This window comes from Maritimibacter harenae (assembly GCF_009882975.1).
In the GTDB taxonomy this organism is placed as follows: Bacteria; Pseudomonadota; Alphaproteobacteria; order Rhodobacterales; family Rhodobacteraceae; genus Maritimibacter; species Maritimibacter harenae.
Genome location: NZ_WTUX01000019.1, coordinates 240,928 through 261,475, shown reverse-complemented (window position 1 = coordinate 261,475; position 20,548 = coordinate 240,928). Strand labels below are relative to the sequence as shown.

The window sequence follows — 20,548 nt, the reverse complement described above, 5'->3', positions numbered from 1 at the left end:
CTCAGCCCTCCTCTTTCGGTGTGTCGGCGCCGCGCAGCGCGCTGGCGGTATCGGCCGAGTGGCGGGTGCCCGGCACGTGCGCGATGCCGCGCGGCGGGGCCGGGAACGGGGCGTTCTTGTCCACGTGGTCGGGGTAGTAGGCATGGGCGCCGGGGAAACCGACCATCTCCCAGCCGGCGTAGCCCTTGTTGCCGCCGTAGATCGGATCGGCGAAGTAGCCTTCCTTCACCAGCGCCCAGATCTCGTCGAACAGGGTCTTGGCGGGCACGTCGCCCAGATCGAAATCCTTGCCTTCCGAGAGGCGCGTCACGAATTCCTCGCGCTCATCGGCGTCGAGGTCGACGAGGCGGGTGTCGTCGCGCTCGAGCCGGGCGATGCCGGTCCGGATGAGCGAGGCGGGCGTGTGGTCCGCCTGCCAGCCCTGTTCGGGGGTTCCGTCGCCGAAGGGCCCCTCAAGATAAAGGCCGGCACCCTGTCCGTAGGGTCCGGCCAATTGAAGGTCGATGAAATCGACGACCCCGGCCTGCGAGGCGCTGGGGAAATCGTCCTCGGGAATGAGCACATCCGCCATCGATGCGAGGAAGCGGGCTTCGTTCCCGTCGAGGTAACTCCACGGCTGCGTATCGAGTTCGGCGTAACGGTTCTGGGCAAGTGCGGCGCCGGGTGTCAGCGCGGCCAAGCCGGACGCGCCCAATTGCATGAGCACGGCCCTGCGCGAAAATTGCGGCATGGGGTCCCTCGTATGAGAAAGCTGGTACTCACGGAACAGTGACCCCCCGCAGTTTTGTTCCAAATTTTTAAGATCTGTCGTCCTTTTCGGACCTGTCACCCGAGTCCTGGGATTCGAAAATTTCATCCACGTCGTCCACGATGTCGTCCTCGACCGTGACGATCAGCCGGTTGCCTTCCTCGAGCACCGTCTCGTCGTCGCCCAACCGCTCGTCCTCCTCCGTGGCGATGCCCATGACGCGGCAACGGTCGGGCAGATCGAGCGCCCCGATCTTCGTTCCCGCGAGCTTTTCGCCGATCGTGTAGCTGCGCACGGTCAGCCCGTTGCGGAACCGCAGTTCGAGCGCGGCGTCGGAATGGTCCTCGAGCATGCGCAGGAGCGAGCGCGCGAGGGTCTGGTGCGGAGTCACCAGGTCGTCGAGCCCAAGCTCCTCGCAGACCGCCACCAGTTCGGAGCGCACGATCTGGGGGATCACCCGCTCGAACCCGACCGAGCGGCCCACGAGGGCGGCCATGATGTTCACGTCGTCGGTGTTGGTGAGCAGGATCAGCGCGTCCGCGTGGTCCCCGAAGGCTTCGCGCTGCACGGTCGGCAGAGATCCGTCGCCGTGCAGCATCCCGCAGTCGAGGTTCTCGGCCATCTCGTCCAGCCTCTCCCGGTTCGTGTCCACCAGCACCACCTGGTGCCCGGTCTCGACCAGCTGCTCCGCGGTCGAGACGCCGAAGCGCGATGCGCCGACGATGACGATTTTCATGTGCTCCTCCTTATCTCCAGGTGGCCGGTGACAGCGCGGCGATCACGGCCAGGAATTCCAGGCGCCCCAGGAACATGGCGGCCGTCAGCACCATCTTGAGGTGCGGCGCCAGGTCGGGACCGGTCACGCCCGACGACAGCCCCACCGTGGACAGCGCCGAGACGATGTCGAAGAGGGACCCCAGCGGCGCCTTGCCCGACATCAGGAAGACGACCCAGGCGACCAGCGCCGTGAGGCCGTAGCAGGCCACCACCGCGACGAGCGAGATGATGCGGTCTGACTTCACAGGCTGCCCCTCCTCCTTCAGGTGCGTCACGGCGCGCGGCGGGGTGCGCAGGCGCATGAGCGTCAGGCCCACCATCCGCGCGACGCTGATCGCGCGGTCGATCTTGATCCCGCCCGCCGTGGAGCCGACGCCGCCGCCCACGATCATCGCGGTCAGCAGCAGCGCCACGACGCCCGGAACGTCCGTCACCACGTCGACCGAGAACCCGGCCGTCGTGAGCGCGCTGGTGAAATTCAGCAGGACGTCGGCCAGCGCGCTCAAGGGCAGTTCGCCCCCGATGAAGAACAGCGCTGTGACCACGACGAGGCCGGTCACGAGCCCGCCCAGCACGCCGCGCGCGTTGGTGCCGAGGATCGCTTCCTTCAGCCCCTTGCGCCGCCACAGGACGTAGAACATCAGCGTGACGCTCGTGGACAGGCACACCAGCATCGTCACCACCTGCGCGAGCCGCCCGTAGCTTGCCAGGCTGTCGGGGCGCGGGGTGAAGCCGCCGGTGGAAACGGCCGTGAGCCCGATCGCCACCGCCTCCCACCAGCTCGGCATCAGGGGCAGGAGCACGACGACGGCAAGGACCGACAGCACGCCGTAGACGATCATCAACTGTCGCGCCTGCTCACCGGTGGAACTCAGCAGGTCGCGTTTCTCGATGCCGACCTGGCCCATCGCCTGCGCGGTGGCGCCCGGGCCGATGATGAGGGCGACGCCGGCCACGGCGATGGCGAAACCGCCCGACCATTGCAGCCAACTGCGAAGAAGGTGCCCGGCGAAGGGCCAGTCCATCGTGCCGGTCGCGACGGTCAGGCCGGTCGAGGTGATGGCCGAAACCGACTCGAACACCGCGTCCCAGCCGTTGAACCCGAGCACCATGAAAGCGGGGACCGGCAGGACCGAGGCGATGGCGAAGAGGCCCACGAGCGTCACGACCGCCTCGATCTTGCGCAGGTCGTCGGGCACCCAGCGGCGCATCGCGATGACACCCATGCCCGCGGACAGCACGCCGGGAACGGCAAGCACCACGAAGAGCTCCCAGGCGCGGGCGACGAGCGCTGCGAGCGCGGGCACGCCGGTCAGGACCGCGAGCACCAGCCCATAGGAGGCCAGCGCTCGCAGTATCCGGTCGGGGCGGGCCCGCCACACGACACTGGCCTGACCGCGGTCAGATGCCATTGGCTTACGTCGGTTTCCGGCAGAACATGACCGGCCAACGTCCCGCGAGGCGGCGGGGTTCCGCCGCCTGCCGTGACAACCCACAAAAAAGGGGCCGCCCGAAGGCGACCCCTGGCTCCGACAAAGGAGTCTTTCTTACACTTCGTCCCAGGATTCCATGTTCTCGAGTTCTTCCTGGGTATGGTCGGTGGTCACTTCGATCGCACCCATGCCTTCGCCGGTCTGCTCGATCTGCAGATCATCGAAGGGGAGCGCGACGGGCTTCTCACCGATGCCGAGGAAACCGCCGACGTCGACGATCACCTTGTCGATCTCGCCGCTGTCGTCGAGGACGAGCGTCGAGACGTCACCGATGTTGTCGCCTTCCGAACCGATGACGGTCTGACCTTCGAGCTCATCGGCCGTCAGTTGGGCCATCTGCTCGTTGGTCATCGGGCCGGTGCCTTCGGTCTCCTGAGCGCCGGCATCCGCCATCTGCTCGTCCTGCGAGCCGTCTTCCGACATGTCGTTCTGCGCGGTCTGCTGTTCGTCGGCATTGTCGTTCATGCCGTCTTCATTCGCAGCCATCTGCTCGTCTTCGGCATCTTCGTTCATGCCGTCTTCGTTCGAAGCAGTCTGTTCGTCCTGCGCATCTTCGCTCTTGCCGTCTTCATTTGCGGCGCTCTGCAGGGATTCACCGTCTTCTTTCTTCATGCCGTCTTCGTTCGACGCCATGTCACGGTCCTGCTCGTCGCCGGCCGCTTGCGGCTCGTCTTTCGGCGCCAGGTTGGCCGCCTGATCGGCATCTTCAGACGTCATCACCTGGTTGCCTTCGGCTTCGGCCTGCGTGCGGTTGAACTCTTCCGAGTCCTCCAGCTTGGAGCGATCACCCGTGTAGACGATGTAGAATTCGTTGTCGGCGTCCGCATCCGCGTCACGCACGAAACGAAGGTCTTCCATCTGGGTTTCGATTTCCTTCTCGTCCACGCCGAGGAAGCCACCGGCATCCAGCGTGATCGACTTGATCTCGCCTTCGCGGGTCAGAACCACGCTACCGACATCGCCGACCTGTTCCCAGTTGTCCGGGACTTCGGCCATCTCGGCGCTGATGCCTTCGGCTTCTTCCTCGGTGGTGGGAACATAGACGGTGTGGCCGGTGAGGTCCGCGGCGCGGATCGTCAGGCCATCCTTCTGGGTTTCAGCATTCGCGGCCTGCTGCATCTGCTTGTCGCCGGACTGCTTGTTCTGGTCCTCGGCGCTGGCCTGCTGCTTCTGCATGTCGGCGGCGGATTTCTGACCGCTCTGCTCGGCAGAGGCCTGGTCGAACTCCTCGCTCTCTTCGAGCGTCACCTTGTCGCCGGTGTAGACGACGTAGATCTCGTTGCCGTCCGAGTCCTTCTTGAACTCGACCGACGCGGTCTTCAGACCGACGCGGTCCTTGTCGCTCGAAATCTCGTCATTGGGCGAGAAGACGACGGTGGCGATTTCGCCGCCATTGCCGACGAACACGTCTTCGACGGACCCGATCTCGGTCCAGCTGTCGGGAACCTCGGAAACTTCCATGCCCGCGACGTCCTGGCCTTCGCCTTCGCCCGGCATGTAGACCTTCGCGCCCATCATGTTGCTGGCGCGGAATTCCTGATCGCCGACGCTGACCTGCATCGAGGCCTCGTTGGTGTTGGCGGCGTGCTGCTCGGCGTGGAGCGGCATGGCCGTCAACGCGGCGATTGCGGTGGTTGTGAGAATACGTTTCATCATGGTCAATCCTTTCGACCTTGTTCCTGTGGGGTCGGGACGTGATTGCGTCCGGCGACCTTCTCCCACCAAACAAGGACCCCCCGGCGACTCGTTCCATTGATTATTTTTCGGTGGCTGGCGGAACTTCCCGGCACCGCCCGCGTTTCGGGCGCCCGGCGGCGATGGACGCCCCCAAAGGGCCTTCCGGCCTGTCTTTGCAGGTCTCCCGGCGGTCCCGGTCACTATGTCCGTGCGCGGACGCAGGTGAACCCCCGGGGGCCAAAATGGGTCCACGCGATATTTTTGCCGCAAGCGGAAACCACCGGCGCCCGGGTCACGTTCGGGCTGAAGACTTCGTGAGGTGCAACAGGTTCCCGCGCCGCGCAGACGCGTCCGCTCCCTGGCCTCCAAATGTCCGACATTTCAAGAGGAGTGAGCGGTTTGGAAAACGCACAATTCGACCTGAGCTGGATCGACTACGCCATTGTCGCAGTCTATTTCATGGGGATCATCGCCCACGGCATCTATGTCTCGAAAAAGATGAAGGGCGGCTCCGAGAGCTACTTTCTCGCCGGACGATCCCTGCCCTGGTACCTCATCGGCTTCTCGCTCTTCGCTTCGAACATGTCGGGCTCGAGCTTCGTCGGGCTGATGGGCGGCGCCTACGGCAACGGGGTTTCGATCTTCAACTACGAATGGACCGCCTCGCTGGTCCTGATCCTGTTCGCGATCTTCATCCTGCCATCTTTTCTGCGGGCGAAGATCTCGACCGTTCCGATGTTTCTGGAGGAACGCTACGACGTCCGGTCCCGCCGGGCGTTTTCACTGTTCACCATCCTCGCGATCATGTTCATCGACACCGCCGGCGCGCTCTATGCCGGCGGGCTCGTGATCTCGAGCGTGACGGGCTACCTCAACCTCTGGACGGCCGTGGCCGTACTGGCGCTGGTGGCCGGGATCTACACCATCCTCGGCGGGCTCTCGGCCGTGGTCGTCACGGACACCGTGCAGGCCATTCTCCTGATCGTGGCCGCCGCCGCCCTGTTCTGGCTGGGCCTGAACGAGATCGGCGGCTGGCAGCAGCTCTTCGTCGACATTCCCGAGAGGAAACAGCACCTCTTCCTTGCGGCCGATGACGATTTCCTTCCTTGGACGGGCCTCTGGGGCGTCATATTGCTCGGGTTCTACTACTGGACCATCAACCAGTTCGTCGTGCAGCGCACGCTGGGCGCCAAGGACCTCAAGGAAGGCCAGGTCGGCGCGCTCTTCGCGGGCTTCCTGAAACTGCCCAACATCTTCCTGATGGTCCTGCCGGGCCTCATCGCGCTCAAGCTCTACCCCGACCTGTCGACCCCGGACCTCGCGTTTCCGACGCTCGCCTTCGAGCTCATGCCGATCGGCGTGCGCGGGCTGATCATGGCCGCGCTCATCGCCGCGATCATGTCGTCGCTCGACTCCGCGCTCAACTCGGCCGCGACGCTCGTGGTGAAGGATTTCATCGAGCCGATCTGGAAGGTCAAGGAGAAGCGCCAGGTGTGGCTGGGCCGGGTCGTGACCGGGATCGTGATGGTGTTCGGCGCGGTCTACGCCCCCTCGATCTCCAGCTTCGAGAGCCTGTTTTCCTACTTTCAGTCGTCGCTGTCCTACATCATTCCCACCATCGTGGTGGTGTACATCCTGGGCCTGTTCGTGCCGTGGCTGAACGGAACGGGGGCGTTCTGGGCCATCGTGGTCGGGCTCGTCGTCGGCATCCCGCTCTTCATCCTGAAGGAAGTGACGAGCGTTTGGGCCGATTGGGGCCTGCCGGAAATCCACTACACGGTCATGTCCTCGATCATGATGTTCATCGGCATCGTGGTGCACTTCGGCCTTTCGGCCCTGACCCGGCAGGACACGGACGAGGACACGCGGAACCTGGTCTGGTCGCGAGAGGAATCGGCCAAGGTCTTCACCAAGTGGGAGAAGCCGCTCTGGAAGGACCGCACCCTCTGGGCCGGGTTCCTCACGGTCGCCACGGTGGGCTTCGTGATCTGGTTCGCCTGACCGGATGGAAGAGCTCGCGCGCATCACCGCGACCGTGGACGCGACGGTCTCTGGCTGGCCCGACTGGATCGGGCCGGTCATCGCGCTTGGCCTGACGCTGGCCCTGTCGCTCGTCCTCCACGCGGCGCTGTTCTGGGCGATGCGGCATTTCTCGCGCACCGACAGCGGTCTGCTGGGCTCGATGGTGCGCAGGGCACGGCGGCCCACGCGGCTGGCCTTCGTGCTGGCGGGGCTCGCCATCGTCGTGCCGCGCCTCGACCTGCCCTACCGCTGGCAGGGCTGGCTCGGCCACCTGTTCCTGATCCTGTCGATCGTGCTCATCGGCTGGACCGCCATCCTGCTCACCCGGCATTTCAGCGACCGCGCCATCCGCAAGCACCGGATGGATACCGACGACAACCTCGCGGCGCGCAAGTTCGTCACGCAGGTCCGGGTGCTGCGCCGCGCCGCGATCATCCTGCTGGTGATCGTGACCGCCGCGTCGGTGCTCCTGACATTCGACGCGGTGCAGGAATACGGGGTCAGCCTCTTCGCCTCGGCGGGTGCCGCCGGCCTGATCCTCGGCCTTGCTGCCCGTCCCGTTCTGGCCAACCTCATCGCCGGCATCCAGATCGCCATCACGCAGCCCATCCGGCTGGAAGACGTGGTGATCGTCGACGGCGAATGGGGCTGGATCGAGGACATCTACGCGACCTACGTGGTCGTGCGCATCTGGGACTGGCGGCGCATGGTCGTGCCGCTGAGTTACTTCATCGAACAGCCGTTCCAGAACTGGACGCGGGAGAGCGCGTCGATCATCGGGTCGGTGTTCTGGTATCTCGACTACACCGTCCCCGTCCAAGAGGTGCGCGCCAAGCTCGAGGAGATCATCCGCGACTCGCCGCACTGGGACGGGAAGGTGGTGAACCTGCAGGTCACCGACACCGACAAGGACACCATCGCGCTGCGCGGGCTGATGAGCGCACGCACCTCTCCGCAGGCCTGGGACCTGCGCTGCGAGATCCGCGAAAAGATCGTCGCGTGGCTCCAGGAAACATACCCCGAGGCGCTGCCGCGCCTGCGCGGTGAGCTGGCGATGACGACAGGGGATGGGCCATGAGCACGCCGAACCGCGATCTGGTGCTCCTGGGCGGCGCGCATGTCCACCTGCCCGACCACCTCCGCCAGATCGCGCGGCGGGGCTGGCGCGTCACGCATGTCCACGACCGGGACCCGGCGCGCCGGGACCGGCTGTGCACCGATCTTGCCGCCACGCCGGTGGAGAAGCTGGACGCGCTCGCGGACCTCGGCGTGGCAGGCGCGGTCGTGTGCAGCGAAACCACCCACCATGACCGGGACGTCCCGGCGGCGCTTTCCGCAGGACTCCCCATCTTCTCGGAAAAGCCCCTTGCGGGCAGCGGGGTCGCCGCGCGCGCCATCGCGGCGCAGGCCCGGGACGCGGGGCTCTTGCTTCAGACCGGGTATTTCTTCCGCACGATTCCGGCGTTGCAAACGGTCCGCGACTGGATCGCGCAGGGGCGCGTCGGCGCCGTCTCGTCCGCCCGGATGCGCTTCGCCCATGACGGCGGTTACGCGGACTGGCTCGACCTCGACGGCTGGATGACCGACCCGGCGCTGGCCCGCTACGGCGGGTTCGTCGACGAGGCGGTGCACGCGCTGGACGCGTTGCAGTGGATGCTGGGCCCCGTCGCCGGGGGCCACGCCGTCACCGGCAACGCGCTTGGATGGCCCGTGGACGATCACGGCACGGCCGTCCTGCGCTTCCGCTCCGGGGCCACCGGCGTGGTCGAGGCCGGGTGGACGGACAGCCGGATGCGGCTCGAACTCGACATCGTGGGCGAAACGGGCGCCATCGTCCTGCACGACGGCGCGCTCACCCTCACGCCTCGCGGTGCGGAGTGGCCGGACGAGCGTCTGGCGCTGGACCCGCTCGATGCGGGCACCGGCATCCTGCCCTTCTTGGGCGCCCTCGAGGGGCGCGACGCCCCGGCGCTCGTCCCGCCCGACGAGGCCGCCTCGATCAACGCGCTTCTCGATGAAATGGGCCTGCGCCTCGCCCCCCAAGACACGGACAGACCGAAAGGACCCGGAACATGGACTATGGACTGAAGAACAAGACCGCGCTCATCACCGGAGGCGCCTCGGGCATCGGCAAGGCCACCGCCGGAATGCTGCTGGACGAAGGCGCGCAGGTGATCCTCGTCGACCTCAAGGGCGACGAGGTGAGCCGGGCCGCCGACGAGCTGGGCCGGGGCGCCAAGGCGCTCCAGGCCGACCTGCGCGACCCGGACCAGGTCAAGGGCCTGTTCGCCACGACGGAAGAGCGGTTCACGATGCCCGACATCGTGGTCTGCGCGGCGGGTGTGACGGGGGCCAAGGGCCACCCTCTCGAGATGAGCGAAGCGGACTGGCAGGAGGCCTGGCAGACCGATTTCATGTCCGTGGTGCGCACCCTGCGCGCCTTCGTCCCACCGATGGAGAAACGCGGCTGGGGCCGGGTCGTGATCCTGTGTTCGGAAAACGCCGTGCAGCCCTATTCGGACGAAGTGGTCTACAACGTCGCGAAGGCGGGGCTTCTGAATTTCGCCAAGGGGCTGAGCGGCGAGGCCGCGAAGAACGGCGTGCTGGTGAACTGCGTCTCGCCCGCCTTCATCGAGACGCCCATGACCGACGGCATGATGGACAAGAAGGCAAAGGCCGAGGACACCAGCCGTGAAGACGCGGTGCGCGATTTTCTCGAGACGGAGCGGCCCTTCATCGCGCTCGACCGGCGCGGCAAGGCCGAAGAGGTCGCCGCCACGATCGCCTTCCTGTGCTCCGAACAGGCGAGCTTCGTGGTGGGGGCGAACTACCGCGTCGATGGCGGCTCGGTCGCATCCATCGCGACGTGAGGCGGACCGGCGGGCAAGGCTGCACCCTGCCCGCCCCCTGTTTCAGCTCCCGACGATCATGCCACCGTTGGGGTGGAGCGTCTGGCCGGTGAAGTAGCTGCCGTCCTCGCAGGCAAGAAACAGGTAGCTCGTCGCGACTTCCCAGGGTTGCCCGGGTCGGCCCATCGGGGCATGGGACCCGAAATCCTCCACCATTTCGTCGGACATGCTGCCCGGGATGAACGGTGTCCAGATCGGACCCGGCGCCACCGCGTTCACCCGGATCTTGCGGTCCAGGAGCTGCGTGGCGATGGAGCGCGAGAAGGCCGAGACCGCGCCGCGCGTCGCGGTATAGTCGACGAGCTTGTCGTTGCCCTTGAAGGCGTTGACGCTGGCCGTGTTCACGATCGCCGCGCCGTCGGGCATGTGGTCGAGCGCGGCCTGGGTCACGAAGAAGTAGCCCATCACGTTGCTGTCGAAGGTCCGGCGCAACTGCTCTTCGGAGATGTCGCGAAGGTCGAAATCCACGAATTGCTGCGCGGCGTTGTTCACCAGCACGTCGATGCGCCCGAAATGCTCGGCGATCTCGTTCACGGCGCCGAAGGCCGCGTCATGGTCGCCGACATCCGCCTTCACGAGGTGGCATTTGCCCCCCTCTTCCTCGACGATGCGCCGGGTGTCTTCGGCATCGCGGTCCTCGTCCAGGTAGACGATGCCGATGTCCGCCCCTTCGCGTGCGAAGAGCGCGACGACGGCGCGGCCGATGCCGCTGTCCCCGCCAGTGACGAGGGCCACCTTGCCTTCGAGCCTTCCGCTGCCCGGGTAGCGCGGGCGCCAATCGGGGGCGGGTGTCATTTCGTGTTCGGCGGCCGGCATGCTGTCCTGATGCTGCGGCGGGATTTTCGCGTGTTTTGTCATGGGGTCCTCCATTGGGGGTCTTCTTCCCAACGTGTGCCCCCGCGCCCCGCGTTCCGCCCGCCGGGCCGGGTGAGCGCACACTCGCCGGAACCCGGACCGCACGGGGCGGGTTGGGATGTCGTGCAGCACGAAACGCCAGCAAGACCCATCGGCCCGGCAAGGTCGACAGGCGCGTCATGGCCGACGGTCATGATCGCGGCGGTGTTGTGCGTGCTCGTGGCGGCCGCCATCGCGCGCCCGACGTTTGCGCAGGACGGGTCGCGGTTCTGGTATGAAACCGAGGCGCTGAACCCGGGTCTGCCGGAAGGCGACGCCTCCCGCCTCGACCGTTCGACACCTCGCCTGACGCTGCGCGGCTTCATCAACGCGACCGAGCGCGGGGATTACGACGCGGCGGCCCATTACCTCAACCTGGCGCGCCTGGCCCCGGAGAACCACGCGGCCTCCGGCCCTGCCGCCGCGAACAGGCTGGCCTCGATCATGGCGCGGCAGGTCTGGATCGACTGGTCTTCGATCCCCGCCCGCCCCGACGCGATGATCGAGATGGCGGGCGGCTCCAACAGCCGCGCGGGAGAACCGCGCCGCAACCTGCCGCTCGCCACGCTGCAGACCGGCGGCAAGGCCTATGACCTTCGGCTCGCGCGCTACAAGCCGCCCGAGGGGCCGGCGGTCTGGCTCTTCACCCCGCAGACGGTCGACAACATCGCGCCGCTCTACGACGCTTTCGGCCCCCGGCGCTACGAGCGGGCGATCCCCGATGTGCTCAAACGCGAGCTTGCCGGGTTGTGGCTGTGGGAATGGCTGGCGCTGCCGCTCATCGCGCTCATTGTCCTGGCGCTCGGGTGGGGCGTGCAGAAGGTGGTCCACTGGCTCAGCACGAAGGCGCCGCGCAATTGGCTCAGGAACGGGTTGGACCGCAGCCGCCTGCCGCTCGCGCTTCTGGTCATGGCCGGGACGACGCAGGCGATCCTGGCCTGGGTGCTGTCCTTTTCCGGCCCCGTCCAGGCCATCGTCAAACCGACCCTCACCATCGTCATGGTCTGGGCCGTGGGCATGACGGCGCTGCGCATCCTCGATGCCATCCTGCACAAGATCACGCTGCGCTTCGTGGGCGACATCGACGACAAGCGCGGCTTCGACGAGCGAAACTTCTACACCTCGATCTATGCCCTGCGCCGCCTGATCGTGCTCGTCACCGTCGGGATCGCCGCGATCATCGTGCTCGCAAGGCTCAACCTTTTCGACAGCATCGGCATGACGCTCCTGGCCTCGGCCGGCGTGCTCACCGTGATCCTCGGCATCGCGGGCCAGGCGGTGCTGGGCAACATCATCGCTTCGCTCCAGATCGCCTTCGCCAAACCCGTGCGGATCGGGGACGCCGTCTACTTCGAGGGTGAATGGTCCTACGTGGAGGCCATCTTCTACACCTTCCTGAGGCTGCGGACCTGGGACAAGCGGCGCATCGTCGTGCCGGTCACCTACTTCATTTCCAAGCCGTTCGAGAACTGGTCCGTCACCGAGGCCCGCATGATGCGCGTCATCGACCTCTGGCTCGACCCCTGCGCGGACGTGGATCTGCTGCGCCGGTCGTTCCAGAAGATGCTCGAGGACGACCCGGACATCACCGACACCGAGAACGCCTATGTCTATGCCACCGATCACAGCCCGGACGGGTTCAAGATCAGCTTCTACGCCATGATGCCCGACCCCTCGACGGGTTGGACCGCGCAGAGCCGCCTGCGCGAGAAGCTCATGGCCTGCGTGCGCGACGAGCATCCGGAATGGATCGCGCGCGAACGCGTGCTGGACGTGGGCGACGGCGACCGTCGGGCGGGCACCCGTGCCGCCGGTGCGGGCTGAAGGCGCCGAGCAGGAAAGGAGACCGCATGCCCGACAGCACATCCTCCCGTCTCACCGCAGCGATGCAGGTCGTGGAGCTGCGCTGGCTGCTCTACCTCGCCGGGATCATCTGCATTTTCTGGGGTCTCGCGGAGTTGGCCGACGAGGTGGTCGAGGGCGAAACCCGCACGCTCGACCGCGACATCCTTCTGGCCCTGCGCACGCCCGGCGACCTTTCCGATCCCATCGGTCCCGGGTGGCTCGAAGAGATGGGGCGCGACCTGACCGCCCTTGGCGGCACGGTGGTGCTCACGTTGTCGACGCTGCTCGTCTCGGCGTACTTCCTGATGCGCCACAAGATCAGTTCGACCCTGTTCCTGCTCGCCGCCGTGGGCGGCGGAATCGCCTTGTCGAGCGTGGCCAAGACCCTGTTCGACCGCCCCCGGCCCGAGCTGGTCCCGCATGGCTCGATCGTGCACACGGCGAGCTTTCCTTCGGGCCATTCGATGATGGCCGCGGTCGCCTATCTCTCGCTCGGGGTGCTGGTGGCGCGGGTGCAGCCCAGGCGCCGGCTCAAGATCTTCATCCTCTCCACGGCAGTCGTGCTGGCGCTCCTCGTCGGGATCAGCCGTGTCTACCTCGGCGTCCACTGGCCGACCGACGTGTTCGCCGGGTGGCTCGCCGGCGCGGGCTGGGCGGCGGTGTGTTTCGGCCTGGCGCAGGTGCTGGCGCGGCGCGGCCACGTGGAGCCCGAGAACTGCGACCCGCCCGACGATCCGTGAGCCGCCCGGTCGGTTTCCGGCAAGGAACAATCGCAGGCGGGGTTGGTTGGGATTGAAGCAAAGGAAATTCGGACATGGTCTACACTCTCCCCAACCGCCCGCAGCTGCTGGTCATCGGCGCTGGCGTCGCGGGCGGCATGGTGGCGCAGCGCGCTGCCGCAGCCGGCCTGAACGTCACGATCCTCTGCGACGGGCCCGTCGTGAAGCGCGAAGACCTTGTCCACCGGTTCCGCGCCTCGGACCCGCAGACCATGATGTCCCCCTACCCGCCGGTCCCGCACGCGCCGCAGCCCCAGGTCGCGCGCACCGACGATTACCTCATCCAGAAGGGGCCCGTCCCGTATGCCCAGCAATACATCCGCGCCGTGGGCGGCACGACGTGGCACTGGGCGGCGGCGGCGTGGCGCTACCTGCCCAACGACATGAAACTCAAGTCGCGCTACGGCGTCGGCCGCGACTGGCCGCTGGACTACTGGGACATCGAGCCGTGGTACGCGCAGGCGGAAGAGGAGATGGGCGTCGCCGGACCCGAGGATGCCCCGTTCGACGCGCCGCGATCGGCCCCCTACCCGATGCCCGCGGCGCCGTTGTCCTACATGGATCAGGTCTTCCACGAAAAGCTCACGGCGCTGGGTTACGACCACATCAGCGCCCCCCAGGCGCGCAACAACCAGCAGGTCTACGACGACCGTCCACCGTGCTGCGGCAATGCCAACTGCATGCCGATCTGCCCGATCGGTGCGCAGTATTCCGGCAACATCGCGGTGGAGAAGGCGCAGGCGGCCGGCGCGGAGCTCGTCACAAATGCCGTGGTTCACCATCTCGAGGTGGGCGAGGACGGCGAGATCATCGCCGCGCGCTACCTCACGCCGAGCCGGGAGGAGATCCGGGTCGAAGCCGACCGCTTCGTGCTGGCCTCCGGGGGCATCGAGGGGCCGAAGATCCTACTCATGTCGACGCAGGAGAACGCGCCGGACGGTGTCGCCAATTCATCGGACATGGTCGGGCGCAACCTCATGGACCATCCCGGAACCTCCTCCACGTTCGACAGCGAGATGCCCCTGTGGCCCGGACGCGGTCCCAACGTGATCTCGGCGATCACCAACCTGCGCGACGGCGATTTCCGCAGCGAATACGCGGCGCGCAAGCTCATGATCCTCAACATGAACCCGGTCGAGGGGATCGCGAAGGCGGCCATCGACGAAGGGCTGTCCGGGGACGCCCTGCGCGAGGCCGTACGCCACCGCACGGCGCGGCGCCAGGTCATCACCGCGTTCCACGAACAGCTTCCCGATCCCGCGAACCGCATCCTTCCGTCGACCGAGGGCAAGACCGACCTCCTGGGCCTGCCGCGCCCCGAGATACATTACGACGTCGGCGAATACGTGGCCCGGTCCGCCGAGGACACGCGCAAACGGACCGAACGCATCGCCCAGAGCCTGGGCGCGGCCCCCGGAAGCGTGGAGCACAGCGAGGATTGGCTGCCCAACAACCACATCACGGGCGCCACGATCATGGGCGACGACCCGCGCGACAGCGTGGTCGACGCCGATTGCCGGGCGCATGACCATCCCAATCTCTGGATCAGCTCGTCTTCGACCTTTCCGTCGGTCTCCAGCGTCAATGTCACGCTCACCATCGCCGCGCTGGCGCTCCGGCTGGGCGAGCACATCGCATCGGAGGCGCGTCCATGATCCGCACACTCGCCCTCCTCGCCTTCGCCGCGATGCCGATAAGCGCGCCGGCGCAATCCGCGGACATCCTGCTCAACTGCTCGAGCTGCCACGCGGTCGGTCCCGATCGTCCGGTCGCGGGCGCCGCGTTCCCCGACCTGAACGGCCAGCCGATCCGTTACCTCGAACGTCAGCTCGAGGCCTTCCAGGTGGGCGACCGCCGTCACCGCCAGATGGAATTGACCGCCACGGCGCTGGGCGACGGCACCGGCGCGATGGCGCGCCTCTATTCCGGCGCGCCGCTTCCCGACCTCACGCGCCGGATGGACGGCGCGACGCCGGCGCTCGTCACCGATGGCGACTGGGACCGCGGACTTCCGCCCTGCGCGAGCTGCCATTCGCTTTCCCCCGACGATGACCGGGCCCGCACGGCGCCGCGGCTTCACGGACAGCCCGAGGGGTACCTCGCCGCGCAGCTCGAGGCCTATGCCGACGGCAACCGCACCTCGGACCCGATGGGACGCATGCGCGCCTTCGCGGCACGGCTGGACGCCGGCGAGATCGCCGAGCTGTCCCGGTATTATGCGGCCTGGCAAATTTCGGAGGCCGATGATGACTGAGACCCCGATGTTCACCCGTCGCCTATTCCTGGCAGGCGCCTCCGCCGCCGCCCTGCTGCCCGGCGCCGCGCTGGCCCAGTCCTCGGCTCCGACCAGTGTCGAGTTCGCGGCGGCCTGCCGCGCCCTGTCGGGCTTCGACGCCATACCCGCGGCCTTGGTCACGGGCGCTGCGAAGGTGTTCGCCGACCCGGATCGTACCGCGCTCATCGAAGGCAACGCCTCGGACGAAATGAAGAAGAGCCTGCTCAAGACGCTCTATACCGGCATGCATGCCCCCGAGGAGGGTGAGCCCGAACGCTTCGCCTATCCGGAAGCGCTCATGTATGCCTGTGTCGAAGACAGCCTGAACGTGCCGAGCTTTTGCGGCGGCCTGCCCGGTTACTGGGCGGAGAAGCCTGCCGATGCCTGACATTCTTCGCCGTGCGACCGATGCACACCCCGTCCCCCGAAAGGCAACGCCATGAACGGGAGTGACGAGCGCCCGCCCGGAATCCGGGAAAGCCAGGATGAACCGGAAACCGTTCACGCGGACGCGGAAGAGGAATCCGTCACGCAGGCCACGCGCCTGTCGGCCCGCCTGATCTACGAAGTCATCCGGCGCGACGGGGACGAGGAATTGTCCCGCCCCGCCATGTCGCTTGTCTGGTCGGGGCTCGCCGCCGGCATGTTCATCAGCCTCTCCGTGATCTCGCAGGCCGCGCTTCGCGCCCGGCTTCCGGATGCCGACTGGGCGCTCCTGGTCGACAGCCTCGGCTACTCGGTGGGTTTCCTGATCGTGATCCTGGGCCGCATGCAACTCTTCACCGAGAACACGATCACGACCGTCCTGCCGGTCATATCGCGCCGGTCGATGTGGTGCCTCAGGCGTACGGCCCGCCTGTGGGCCATCGTGCTGACCGTCAACATCGTCGGGGCGCTGATCGCCTCGGGGTTCCTGACCATTGAGGGGGTGGTGCCCCCCGGGCTCTACCAGAGCCTGATCGAGGTCTCCCGGCACGCCGTCGAGGGCGATGCCTGGGCCAATTTCATCCGTTCGATGCCGGCCGGCGTGCTGGTTGCGGCCATCGTCTGGATCATGCCGTCGGCCAACGGAAACTCGTTCTTCGTGATCCTCACCCTGACCTGGGTCATGGCCGCCGGGGGCTTCGCCCATATCGTGGCGGGCACGGTCGAGTTCGGGCTGCTGTTCTGGCATGGCGAGACCGAACTGGGCCAGGGCCTTGTCCGGTTCATGCTGCCCGTGCTGGCCGGCAACGTGACCGGCGGCACGGCTGTCTTCGCGCTGATGGCCTGGGGCCAGGTCCGGCGCGAGGTCAAGCAGGGCGACGACGTCTGAGACCCCGCGCCGCCCGCGCATGCGGGCACGCGGGGCCTGTGGGTGTCACCACAACAGCGACTGCTTGCCGCCCAGCTTGGAATGCGACAGGGGACGGAACTCTTCGACGAAGGCCTCGATCTCCGGGGCGTCGAACACCGACAGGTAGGCCACGGACCAGGCCAGTTCGAAGCTCTTCACCTCGTCCTCGCCGTTGAAGAGCGTCTGCTCTTCTCCCGCGCGGTCGGTCACGAGCGTTTCGTCTTCGAAGGCCGCGGGGATGAAGGACGCGACGCGTTTGATCGCCCCGTCGCATTGCGCGAACAGGTCGTAGCCGTCGTTGTCCAGCAACTTGGCGCCCACGACCAGCGGGGCGACGGCGTGCAGCTGGTAGTGCATGGCACGCGGACCGCGGTCCATTTCAAGCGGCAGCGCCCCCGCATCGTCTGCCTGGCAGGCGACGGTCAGGAGCGAGTAGGCGCCCCAGGAACGCAGGAGATCATCCTGCGCGGACTCGCCCGCGGCGACGGCCGCGAAGCCCGCCCAGGCCCGCAGGTTGTTCCGGCTGGCCTTCGGCGGCGCTTCCCCGTCGAACCAGTTCATCGTGTGCGTCATGCGGGCCACGAGCCAGTCCTCGATCCGCCCGCGCACGTCGGGATCCGGCTCGACCACCTGCTTGGCCTGCCAGTAGGCCATCGCGAGGCCGCCGATACGGGACGGGACCGAGAGGTTGGCATTCATGCTGCCCAATTCGGACAACGCGTCCGCCTTGGCCCACGTGTCGAGCGCGGCGACGACGCAGCGCGCCTCGGCTTCGGCCTCGGCACCATCGCCCTTGAGGGCCGCGTTGGCATGGGAGGTCAGCTCGACGATGAAATCATCCACCGGGTCGAGCGCTTCGTTCACTTCGGCATTCGATGCTTCGTCGATGTCCGAGCGGTCCTCGCTGTCATCGGTGTAGCGGCTGCCGTAGGACAGCGAGACCACCGGTTCGGTCACGGCGAAACAGGCCTCGCCTCCGGATTGGTCCGTCTGGGCCTGTGCGCCCGCGGCGCCGAGCGCGATCGCGGCGACGGCGGCGGACATGAGGGGTGCGCGTTTCATTCTGTCGTCCTTTCGTTGGTCAGGAGGTCAACGCGGCTGCGCGCCGTGGTGTTTCCGGCCTCGGCCGCGCGTTCGAGCCACTGGCGTGACTGTTCGGTGTCGGTCTCCACCCCGATGCCATAGGCATAGGCCTCGGACAGCAGCATCATCGCCTCGTCCTGCCCCTGCTCCGCGCTTGCGGTCAGAAGCTCGGCATAGCGTTCGGCGCCGTCCTGCCCCTGCTCGTCCAGGATGATCTTGGCGAGTTCGAGCTGGGCGGTCGGATTGCCCTTCTCGGCGGCCGTCGTGTAGAGTCCGCGTACGTCGACGCGCTCTTCGACCTCGGCCTTGAGTTCGGGCTCGGCGAAGCTCAGGAGCCTGAGCGCCGAGGGGATGTCCTCGATCGTCGCCTGCCCGAGATAGGCGGTCCAGAGTTCGGTCGCCTCGGACACGGGGATGTCGGCCTGCCCGTCCTTGCGCATCGAAAGAAGCTTTCGGTAGGCGAGCGGGTAGTCGAGCGCGGCGGCCTCGCGGTAGAGTTCGCGCGCGGCCTCCTCGGCGCCGTCGTAGAGATCGGCATGCTCGAGCAGCGCATCGCCCACGGCGACCATCTCCCAGTCGACGCCAGCGGCGGTCACGCGCGCCACGTCGAGCCAGTGGCGCGCCGCTTCGGGGCGGTCCAGCGCGGTCATGGCATTGACCATCCGCACCGCGTCCCCGCCGTCGCAGGGAATGACCGCGCCGATGCGAGCGACGTAATCGTCGATCCGCTCCGGGTCGTCGAGATGAGGGAGCGCGAAGATCAGCGCCCGGGCATCCCCGTTGCGCTCGATATCCGGCCCGAAGGTTTCCCACGCCGTGGAGGCATCCATCGCGGGATCGACCTCGAGGAGCAGCTCGATCGCCGCCCCGTTGCCCGTATGGGCTGCCTCGGTGGCGAGGCGCAGGATCTGGTCGCGCTCCACGTCGCGGGTTTCGGGATCGGCGTAGAACTTGGCCAGGTCGACCCGGGCCCCTTCTTCGCCTGCCTCGACCGCGCGTTCCAGCCAGCGCCGGGCCGCACCACGATCGCCCTGCCTCATCGCGGCGCGGCCGCGCGCGGCATTCACGGGCTCGCCGTTCTCCGCCGACATCGCGATCAGGTCGGAAAGGCCGTCCTCGGCCCCCTCGCCCAATTGTTCCAGCAGGTTGGCGAGCGACCGGCTGCGTTCGCTCAGGGCCTGCGACTGGAGCTGGGCCGTGACGACGAGGGTGTCGGTCGGGGCCCCGCCGCCCTCCGCGGCCAGTGCCTCGGACGTGATGGTCATGTCGCCCGAAAAGGCCTCGGCCTCGTACCAGATCTGCGCCTTGTCCGGCTCCGGCGCCTGGGGTGCCCGGCAGTGATAGATGTTCTGAAGCCCCTGCATGAATTCGGTGTGCCCGTTCTCGCGCACCATCGCGCGCAGCGACGAGGTCAGGGCCGCGACGGCCTCGGGCGTGTCGACGTAGCGCAGGTCCATGCGCGCCTTCTGCAGACGCGCCAGCGATTGCTGGGGGTCGATCTCGAGCGCGCGCTTCGTGAGTGCCTGGGCCCGGGCCTCGCCCGCCCAGCGCCCGTCGCGCTCGAGCACCGCATCGCTGAGCCGCGCGAAGGCCCATGCGGGCGGGTCGGGTTGTTCGATGATCTCGCCGAGGCGTGCGATCCGCCGCGCAAGGTCTTCGGCAGACCCGTCGCTCTCCTCGCGCGCGATGGAAGCGAGGCGCGTATAGGCCGTCATGTCGCCGTAACCTGCGGCCTCCTCGTAGAGATCCTTGGCCCTGGCAATGTCCCTGTCGGCGAGCGCGCCGCGTTGCAGGACCTGGGCCAGTTCCGTGATGGCGTAGGGCAGATGCCCCGCGGCGGCCTGGCGCAGGTGGTCCATGAGCACATCGTTGTCCTTGTCGATGACCTCGGCCCGCATGTGGTACTGGGCCACTTCCCAGGCGGCATTGTAGTCGCCGAGGCTGGCCGAGAAGCGGTACCAACGTTCGGCAAGCTCGTGGTCGGTTTCGACCACCTCGCCGCTGGCATAGGACGACGCGATCTGGTTGATCCGGTCGCAAACCAGCGGGTCCGCATCACCGATCTTGGCGCCGAAGGCCATCGTGACGGCGACGTCCGGCTCGATGGTCCAGTCGGGCACATCGACGCCCGCGGCGGACATGGCCGCGAGTTCGATGATCGCGTTGGGGTTGCCCTCGTAGGCCGCCGACCGCAGGAGCGACAGGGCGGCGTCCTCGTCCTTCTCGACACCCGCGCGCCCCTCGGAGAGGAGCGCGGCCGCGGTCGTCTTGACCGACCCCGACCCCATTGGGGCCGCGTCGACCAGCGCCTGCCCGACACCTTCTTCGCGGATCTGGTCGGTGCGACCGGCCTCCGTCAGCAACGAAAGCCGGTCGCGCAACCGATCCGCTTCCCCGTAGGAGTCCGACCGCTCCGCCAGAAGCTCCTGGGCCCGCTCGATCGTGTCGAACCAGGCCTCGGCATCCATGCCCCGCAGAAGCCGCATGTCGCGGCGCACGAGAGCATCGGAGCGCTCGCCCAGCGTATCACCCTTCCAGTCCTGCCACCGCGCCCGGACCTCGTGGCCCGGGGGACGCGGCTTGCACAGGTCCTGCGCCGTCATTTCTGGCGGCGTGAATGTCACGTCGATGGGACCCGCCAGCGCGGGTGCGCCCGCCGTGAAGGCGAGGCAGGCCGCGATGGGAGCTGTCAGTCTTGGAGCGATCATGG

General features: G+C 67.3%; 17 protein-coding genes. 10 read left to right on the top strand and 7 right to left on the bottom strand.

Translation table 11 applies throughout. The features are described 5' to 3' along the window. Position 1: 1 nt before the first annotated feature. From GQE99_RS16010 to GQE99_RS15995, 4 genes are all read right to left on the bottom strand, one after another. A complete protein-coding gene (locus tag GQE99_RS16010; protein ID WP_161352642.1) occupies positions 2-730 on the bottom strand; it encodes a gluconate 2-dehydrogenase subunit 3 family protein in 729 nt (242 codons plus the stop codon). Between the two features lie 67 nt (positions 731-797). Continuing rightward, positions 798-1,484, bottom strand: coding sequence for a potassium channel family protein (locus GQE99_RS16005; protein WP_161352641.1), 687 nt, complete (start codon positions 1,482-1,484; stop codon positions 798-800). Between the two features lie 10 nt (positions 1,485-1,494). Further along, positions 1,495-2,937: a TrkH family potassium uptake protein gene (locus GQE99_RS16000; RefSeq protein ID WP_161352640.1), complete on the bottom strand. Its 1,443-nt coding sequence runs from the start codon at positions 2,935-2,937 to the stop codon at positions 1,495-1,497. Between the two features lie 135 nt (positions 2,938-3,072). Then, positions 3,073-4,671: a PRC-barrel domain-containing protein gene (locus GQE99_RS15995; protein WP_161352639.1), complete on the bottom strand. Its 1,599-nt coding sequence runs from the start codon at positions 4,669-4,671 to the stop codon at positions 3,073-3,075. A 423-nt stretch (positions 4,672-5,094) separates the two neighbouring features. Here GQE99_RS15995 and GQE99_RS15990 point away from each other — a divergent pair, with 423 nt between their 5' ends. The 4 genes from GQE99_RS15990 to GQE99_RS15975 are packed head-to-tail and all read left to right on the top strand — an operon-like array spanning position 5,095 to position 9,587. Then, positions 5,095-6,696 (top strand): sodium:solute symporter, encoded by a 1,602-nt coding sequence (locus tag GQE99_RS15990; protein ID WP_161352638.1) that lies wholly within the window; start codon positions 5,095-5,097, stop codon positions 6,694-6,696. Between the two features lie 4 nt (positions 6,697-6,700). After that, the gene (locus GQE99_RS15985) at positions 6,701-7,795 is read left to right on the top strand and encodes a mechanosensitive ion channel family protein (protein ID WP_161352637.1); all 1,095 of its coding nucleotides are present in this window, start codon (positions 6,701-6,703) and stop codon (positions 7,793-7,795) included. After that, positions 7,792-8,805 (top strand): Gfo/Idh/MocA family protein, encoded by a 1,014-nt coding sequence (locus GQE99_RS15980; protein ID WP_161352636.1) that lies wholly within the window; start codon positions 7,792-7,794, stop codon positions 8,803-8,805. Before GQE99_RS15985 ends, GQE99_RS15980 begins: the two co-directional genes overlap by 4 nt. Then, entirely contained in the window at positions 8,790-9,587 is a 798-nt protein-coding gene (locus GQE99_RS15975) for an SDR family NAD(P)-dependent oxidoreductase (RefSeq protein ID WP_161352635.1), read from the top strand. The genes GQE99_RS15980 and GQE99_RS15975 overlap by 16 nt, the downstream gene beginning before the upstream one ends. A gap of 42 nt (positions 9,588-9,629) precedes the next feature. Here GQE99_RS15975 and GQE99_RS15970 read toward each other — a convergent pair whose 3' ends face one another. Then, positions 9,630-10,484 (bottom strand): SDR family oxidoreductase, encoded by an 855-nt coding sequence (locus GQE99_RS15970; protein WP_161352634.1) that lies wholly within the window; start codon positions 10,482-10,484, stop codon positions 9,630-9,632. A 189-nt stretch (positions 10,485-10,673) separates the two neighbouring features. On the opposite strand from GQE99_RS15970, the gene GQE99_RS15965 reads away from it, so the two are divergent. The 6 genes from GQE99_RS15965 (at position 10,674) to GQE99_RS15940 (ending at position 16,734) form a co-directional block, all read left to right on the top strand. Further along, positions 10,674-12,344 carry a mechanosensitive ion channel family protein gene (locus GQE99_RS15965; RefSeq protein WP_161352633.1) on the top strand — a complete coding sequence of 557 codons (1,671 nt, stop codon included), beginning with the start codon at positions 10,674-10,676 and terminating at the stop codon, positions 12,342-12,344. 26 nt (positions 12,345-12,370) lie between these two features. Then, complete coding sequence (locus GQE99_RS15960) at positions 12,371-13,105, top strand: phosphatase PAP2 family protein (RefSeq protein WP_161352632.1); 735 nt, start codon at positions 12,371-12,373, stop codon at positions 13,103-13,105. Between the two features lie 74 nt (positions 13,106-13,179). Then, positions 13,180-14,799, top strand: coding sequence for a GMC family oxidoreductase (locus GQE99_RS15955; protein ID WP_161352631.1), 1,620 nt, complete (start codon positions 13,180-13,182; stop codon positions 14,797-14,799). Continuing rightward, positions 14,796-15,398 (top strand): c-type cytochrome, encoded by a 603-nt coding sequence (locus GQE99_RS15950; RefSeq protein WP_161352630.1) that lies wholly within the window; start codon positions 14,796-14,798, stop codon positions 15,396-15,398. The genes GQE99_RS15955 and GQE99_RS15950 overlap by 4 nt, the downstream gene beginning before the upstream one ends. Then, positions 15,391-15,807: a sugar dehydrogenase complex small subunit gene (locus GQE99_RS15945; RefSeq protein WP_161352629.1), complete on the top strand. Its 417-nt coding sequence runs from the start codon at positions 15,391-15,393 to the stop codon at positions 15,805-15,807. The genes GQE99_RS15950 and GQE99_RS15945 overlap by 8 nt, the downstream gene beginning before the upstream one ends. 51 nt (positions 15,808-15,858) lie before the next feature. Next, the gene (locus GQE99_RS15940; protein ID WP_161352628.1) at positions 15,859-16,734 is read left to right on the top strand and encodes a formate/nitrite transporter family protein; all 876 of its coding nucleotides are present in this window, start codon (positions 15,859-15,861) and stop codon (positions 16,732-16,734) included. 45 nt (positions 16,735-16,779) lie between these two features. Here the strand turns inward: GQE99_RS15940 and GQE99_RS15935 are convergent, their stop codons facing one another. Both GQE99_RS15935 and GQE99_RS15930 read right to left on the bottom strand, forming a co-directional pair. After that, positions 16,780-17,817: an alginate lyase family protein gene (locus tag GQE99_RS15935; protein ID WP_161352627.1), complete on the bottom strand. Its 1,038-nt coding sequence runs from the start codon at positions 17,815-17,817 to the stop codon at positions 16,780-16,782. Beyond that, positions 17,814-20,546: an SEL1-like repeat protein gene (locus GQE99_RS15930; RefSeq protein ID WP_161352626.1), complete on the bottom strand. Its 2,733-nt coding sequence runs from the start codon at positions 20,544-20,546 to the stop codon at positions 17,814-17,816. The genes GQE99_RS15935 and GQE99_RS15930 overlap by 4 nt, the downstream gene beginning before the upstream one ends. Between the last annotated feature and the right edge of the window lie 2 nt (positions 20,547-20,548).

Excerpts from the sequence above, each read along its gene's own strand:
- GQE99_RS16010 (WP_161352642.1), bottom strand. The coding sequence starts at position 730 with ATGCCGCAATTTTCGCGCAGGGCCGTGCTCATGCAATTGGGCGCGTCC.
- GQE99_RS16005 (WP_161352641.1), bottom strand. The coding sequence starts at position 1,484 with ATGAAAATCGTCATCGTCGGCGCATCGCGCTTCGGCGTCTCGACCGCG.
- GQE99_RS16000 (WP_161352640.1), bottom strand. The coding sequence starts at position 2,937 with ATGGCATCTGACCGCGGTCAGGCCAGTGTCGTGTGGCGGGCCCGCCCC.
- GQE99_RS15995 (WP_161352639.1), bottom strand. The coding sequence starts at position 4,671 with ATGAAACGTATTCTCACAACCACCGCAATCGCCGCGTTGACGGCCATG.
- GQE99_RS15985 (WP_161352637.1), top strand. The coding sequence starts at position 6,701 with ATGGAAGAGCTCGCGCGCATCACCGCGACCGTGGACGCGACGGTCTCT.
- GQE99_RS15980 (WP_161352636.1), top strand. The coding sequence starts at position 7,792 with ATGAGCACGCCGAACCGCGATCTGGTGCTCCTGGGCGGCGCGCATGTC.
- GQE99_RS15975 (WP_161352635.1), top strand. The coding sequence starts at position 8,790 with ATGGACTATGGACTGAAGAACAAGACCGCGCTCATCACCGGAGGCGCC.
- GQE99_RS15970 (WP_161352634.1), bottom strand. The coding sequence starts at position 10,484 with ATGACAAAACACGCGAAAATCCCGCCGCAGCATCAGGACAGCATGCCG.
- GQE99_RS15965 (WP_161352633.1), top strand. The coding sequence starts at position 10,674 with ATGATCGCGGCGGTGTTGTGCGTGCTCGTGGCGGCCGCCATCGCGCGC.
- GQE99_RS15960 (WP_161352632.1), top strand. The coding sequence starts at position 12,371 with ATGCCCGACAGCACATCCTCCCGTCTCACCGCAGCGATGCAGGTCGTG.
- GQE99_RS15955 (WP_161352631.1), top strand. The coding sequence starts at position 13,180 with ATGGTCTACACTCTCCCCAACCGCCCGCAGCTGCTGGTCATCGGCGCT.
- GQE99_RS15950 (WP_161352630.1), top strand. The coding sequence starts at position 14,796 with ATGATCCGCACACTCGCCCTCCTCGCCTTCGCCGCGATGCCGATAAGC.
- GQE99_RS15945 (WP_161352629.1), top strand. The coding sequence starts at position 15,391 with ATGACTGAGACCCCGATGTTCACCCGTCGCCTATTCCTGGCAGGCGCC.
- GQE99_RS15940 (WP_161352628.1), top strand. The coding sequence starts at position 15,859 with ATGAACGGGAGTGACGAGCGCCCGCCCGGAATCCGGGAAAGCCAGGAT.
- GQE99_RS15935 (WP_161352627.1), bottom strand. The coding sequence starts at position 17,817 with ATGAAACGCGCACCCCTCATGTCCGCCGCCGTCGCCGCGATCGCGCTC.
- GQE99_RS15930 (WP_161352626.1), bottom strand. The coding sequence starts at position 20,546 with ATGATCGCTCCAAGACTGACAGCTCCCATCGCGGCCTGCCTCGCCTTC.